The following is a 4,693-nucleotide window of genomic DNA, read 5'->3' on the forward strand; positions in this document are numbered from 1 at the left end:
CTCGTTGGCAGTAATATCTCGCAACTGGCCAAATTGCGTGCACTTATTGATGACTGCGAGGATATCTGGACTAAATAGTACAGTAGCCCCAGTAATTAACCTCACTGCTATTTGTCTTTTTTGAATAGTTTGTTTTTTAACCAAACCACAGGCAAGAATATAAGAAACCATAGCTTTTTCCCGAAGGCGAGTAAGAGAGCTCCAATAGCTAATCCACCTTTACCTGCAACCTTTCCTGTGATCAATTTGTACATCAAAGCACCAGCTCCAAAAGCTGCAACCGTATCAGTCTCTGGAACAAAGTCTTTATAGGTATGGCCTTTTTCATACTTTAGCTGTTCTAGAGTCGGCGCTAAGTTATCTTCCGCTGATATAAATTGCTCTTGAGATCCTACCCAAGTGATTTGACTATAACCTTCTCTAGATAATTTCAATGCTCTTGCATTAACTATTTTCTCATTCTCACTACTGTGCGCCCTTATAGCATAATACATCGTTGCTTCTTTCTTGTTTAATGTTGGTTTCTCTGCCCATCCATCAATAAAGAGAAGCGCGCCTTTCCTATGCTTATTATCATCCTCTGTACTATCGATAAGCTCTTGAAGTAAATCATTGCTATCAATACTTTCTTCCCAATCATCCATTTTTATAAAGCCAGGTCTGCTTTCTGTTATAATAAACCTGCTTAAATCTTGGTTTAAAAGAACTGCATTTGGAGAGCTAGGAACTCCATTAATTTCTTCTTCTAAAATTGCTGCGTCATCACCTCTAACCAAAGACTGCTCAGTCATAACTAGGATCGTTGCGTCTTGATTTGGTACGTCATATATACCTTCATATTCCCAGTTAAGGTTATCGAGTGGATTGGCAAATACCGAGCTTGCGATTAGCACTAATCCAATGGCCATGTATTTCATTTTTTTTCACTTAAATGCATATTATTTTTGTGCAATTTACCAGCTAAATACTTTAGTTATGTTGATAAAGATCTAAATGTAAGATATTGATATATATGTCAATTGCATATGATTGGTAGGCTATGCCGACATAGAGCCAGAAAGATTTAGTACAGTATTTATCTACCTTGAGCAATAACTGGAAGTATTTTAAAACTAATACTTGAACTTGCTGTTAAGTATTCACATCAGAGACTAAGGGGCATAAGCGATTCAGGGGGAGTTGAATGTTCGGCAAATAAAATTGCATCAAGTGAACCCGACACAATGAACTGAAGATAGAAGAAACTGCCTAGTTCTTATCAAAATCGCCACCTGTAGCAACAGTGCCTTTCCGCATTTTGAGATACTAAAAGTTATTCAGGCGCGGCTAAATTGGGAGAGTCATTGACACGTCTTTGTCCAGAGGCGTGTTATGCCGCCATGCTTTGGGACAAGAGCGCCTTAGGGCGACTACTCTAAAACACTTCTGCCCCAATAAGCTTCTTAGAGTGAGTGTACCTCATATTTTTTATCCTAGTAGAGCTAATCCTGATGAGCTTGGTGTTCTATGCGGATTATTTCGTAATCGATTCTCGATTGAGATGCAAGAATTGCACAACACCCTGATTTTCATTGAGTTTTATGGAGGTTGAGCGCAGTATAGAGAGAGTGCGGATACGGGGGGATCCCGTTTATAAAGCGTTAACTGGCAGGAGTATATATGAGCAAAAATAGCAAACAAAAAAGAACGCAAAAGAAAGCTAAAGTTCAAAAAATAGCGAATCACAAAGCCGAGGCTATACGTAAAAAACAGAGTGTGATTCCTTCTATTTTCTTAGATGAATCAGGAAATACGGGCTCAAACTTATTAGACAAAAATCAACCAGTCTTCACTTTAGCTAGCTGCGATCTTTCTATTAAAGAGGCGGAACGTCTTTTAAGTTTAGTTGGTTCTCGCGCAGAAAACGAACTTCATTTTAAGAGACTAAAACGAAATAAAGCAGGGCAAGATGGAATTATACGTTTATTAAGTGACCCAGCAGTTAATACTGAAAGTATTAAAATGAACGTGTTCTCAAAACGTTTTATGGTTACATCTAAAATTGTAGATTTACTTATTGAGCATATGCTCCACCTGAAAGGTGTCGATCTTTATGTTAATGGGCAAAATATTGCACTATCAAATATGTTGTTCTATTGCTTCGAAGCTTTCTGCAATGAAGAGTTAGTGGACAATATGTATAAGCTGTTTGTAGCTATGGTGAAAGAGCAAACTGAAGAGTCTATTGAAGCTTTCTATTCCTGCGTTGAAGCCGTGCAAGAATCATCGTCAAGTGATGGCTTTAAGTCCGATATAGATCAAATCCTTGACACTAAAGCATACATTGATAGCGCACTAGACGATATTGATAAAACAGCCTTAGATCCATCAATCCCAGCTTTGTTTGCACAATGTATCCAATGGGGGAATCAATATCCTAAAGGCTTCCACCTAATTCACGATGACTCTCATAGCATTGAAAAACAACGTGAGATGTTTGCTCAATTCATGGATTGGACTCAAGATGAAGTTGAGCTAGGGTATGATCGTCGCAAATTTGGACTACCTCTAAAAGGTAAATCAATGAGGTTTGCTGATTCACAGAAACATAAGCAGATACAAGTTGCTGATATTGTAGCAAGTTCTTTTGCTTATTGGGCTGCAGGTGTTGCGGTTGGAGAATCAGAAGATTACTTCTTCCTAGAACTAAACAAGTTAGATTTGGATCGTTTTATTGGACACAATAAGATTTGGCCAACACATGATGTTGACCCTAAAGATCTTGGGACAGTACATGATGGTGGTTTAAATGCAGCTAATAATATCCCTTCATTCTTAGCGAAAGCAAAAGCAAATCCAAGGGTCGCGGAAGCAGCCAGTTAACAAGCATTTAAAAGTGATTCCCAACGTTTGGCATTTTTCATTCCATCGTTGGTAGTATCGGGGTGTTAGTGTGAATATTCATGACTTTATAGTTGATATTGAACTGACGGAGTTCTTGTTTGGAGTTTCTTCGTTAGCTACTGTATTTGCTGCCATTATTGCTTATCGAGCACTGAATGCGTGGAAAAGAGGTATTGTTCTACAAAAGAGTTTAGATAACTTGGATCGAGTTGTTGAAGCCACAATTTCAACGTCAAGGAGCTTTTCTCAGGCTCTGAACTATATAGGGCTTCTACAGTTAAGTATCGATGCTTACCGACAGGACTCAAAGGAAGTAAAAGAATTTGCTAAGTCTGGGGTAGTAAAGTACATCACACAAAATGGCAAAGATGATTCTGCTCCATTGAAAGATATGCTGACAAAAAATGAAACGCTGTTAAATAAACTTGAATTACAGCTCGTTCTTTTTCAACGGTTAGATGATAAGCAGCTGAAATCTATGGTTATTCCGTTCAGGAGTATGCAGGTTCTGCATAGGAAATTGGTAGCCTTTGCATCAATAATTGGTAGTACATCGTTATATTGGAGTAACCCTAAAGTTGAAGAAACAGTTCTAGCAACAGTTAACCAAAATATGGAAGAGCTCCACAATCTCCTTGAGCAATCAAGAGAAGAGTTATTAAAAGCTGTTGATAGTAAGCATAAAACTTTGACTTCGTAACCTAATAAGAAATTTAAGAGTGATTCACAACGCTTGGCGCTCTCACTTCAAGTGAATTTAGTGTATATAGAGCAATGGTTTAAGTAAGGTGGTGGAGTTGTTCACACCTTAATTTGACGTTATGTTTCTAGGGATAATTATGAGTAACTTATATAGTATTTTTGAGTTCAAGTATCCGATTAGTGTAGATAAATCTGTTCTTGGAAATTCGTACCCGATCATGGTCAGTGGCATCAGTGGTGTCATCCATATTCCGTTCCTTCCTATTTGGACTGAACATGAACCAGATCCTTTATGGAAGCTACTAACCCCGCCAGAGGTCGCTAAGGGCTGGAAGCAAGGCTCTGAGCCGATATTTTGGGGGAAGCCCAATCAATATCCTAGTGGTCATTCTAGTTTGCACAGAGTGGTATTTCAGTTTGAAGTACACGATGCTGAAGTAAACGGTCAATTACTTTATGAATCATTTGTGTCATGGATAAACTTATTACTTGACTACTTAGAAGTGATGTCTAACCAAAATGTTCGTATTGAGCAGACGTTGAATTCTTATGGTGATAATTTTCACCTTTTTCATTGGGATGAAAATGGGAAAAATCAGGGTATTACTGAAAATAAAGTAATTACTGTCTGTCTGGATAACTGGCAGAAAAATATTAAACATGAACAGTTCCTTGAAGCTTGCACTTTGGCATCATCTGGAGCTCCGTTAAATTTGACTTATAAACTTTACCTAGAGGCTAATCGCGCATTTTTGCAGAAAGACTATCGGAAAACTGTAATAGAGTGCGGTGCATCTATTGAAAACGCACTAACTGAATTGATCTCATTAGAACTCTCTAATTGTGGTTTATCAGATGAAGAGATTGGCGCACGCCTGAGTAATAGAAGCAATAGAACTCTAGGTGGGCGCTTTAATTTAGCTGATTCTCAGTTGCACTTAGACTTAATGCAACAAAATTATAGTTACCGAGATTTACTCGTCAATCCAAGGAATGACGCTGTGCATAAGGCTGAATTCATTCCTCAACAAATAGCTCGTGAAGCAATTGATTACACCAGTAAACTACTAAATGTGGTAGCTCCTGAGCTAAAAGAAACATAACAAGC

4 protein-coding genes are annotated in these 4,693 nt (G+C 38.2%); 3 read left to right on the top strand and 1 reads right to left on the bottom strand.

Translation table 11 applies throughout. The features are described 5' to 3' along the window. Positions 1-107: 107 nt before the first annotated feature. Positions 108-917, bottom strand: coding sequence for a DUF2167 domain-containing protein (locus AB4653_RS19255; protein WP_102257508.1), 810 nt, complete (start codon positions 915-917; stop codon positions 108-110). Positions 918-1,659: 742 nt separating this feature from the next. On the opposite strand from AB4653_RS19255, the gene AB4653_RS19260 reads away from it, so the two are divergent. The 3 genes from AB4653_RS19260 to AB4653_RS19270 all read left to right on the top strand — a co-directional run bounded on the left by AB4653_RS19260 (position 1,660) and on the right by AB4653_RS19270 (position 4,688). Next, a complete protein-coding gene (locus AB4653_RS19260; protein ID WP_102257507.1) occupies positions 1,660-2,862 on the top strand; it encodes a DUF3800 domain-containing protein in 1,203 nt (400 codons plus the stop codon). Between the two features lie 70 nt (positions 2,863-2,932). Then, positions 2,933-3,583, top strand: a complete 651-nt coding sequence (locus tag AB4653_RS19265) for a hypothetical protein (protein WP_102257506.1) — start codon at positions 2,933-2,935, stop codon at positions 3,581-3,583. 139 nt (positions 3,584-3,722) lie between these two features. Continuing rightward, entirely contained in the window at positions 3,723-4,688 is a 966-nt protein-coding gene (locus AB4653_RS19270; protein WP_102257505.1) for a hypothetical protein, read from the top strand. Positions 4,689-4,693: the final 5 nt, after the last annotated feature.

The organism is Vibrio sp. 10N.222.48.A3 (assembly GCF_041475345.1).
GTDB classification, from domain to species: domain Bacteria; phylum Pseudomonadota; class Gammaproteobacteria; order Enterobacterales; family Vibrionaceae; genus Vibrio; species Vibrio tasmaniensis_A.

Excerpts from the sequence above, each read along its gene's own strand:
- AB4653_RS19270 (WP_102257505.1), top strand. The coding sequence starts at position 3,723 with ATGAGTAACTTATATAGTATTTTTGAGTTCAAGTATCCGATTAGTGTA.
- AB4653_RS19260 (WP_102257507.1), top strand. The coding sequence starts at position 1,660 with ATGAGCAAAAATAGCAAACAAAAAAGAACGCAAAAGAAAGCTAAAGTT.
- AB4653_RS19255 (WP_102257508.1), bottom strand. The coding sequence starts at position 917 with ATGAAATACATGGCCATTGGATTAGTGCTAATCGCAAGCTCGGTATTT.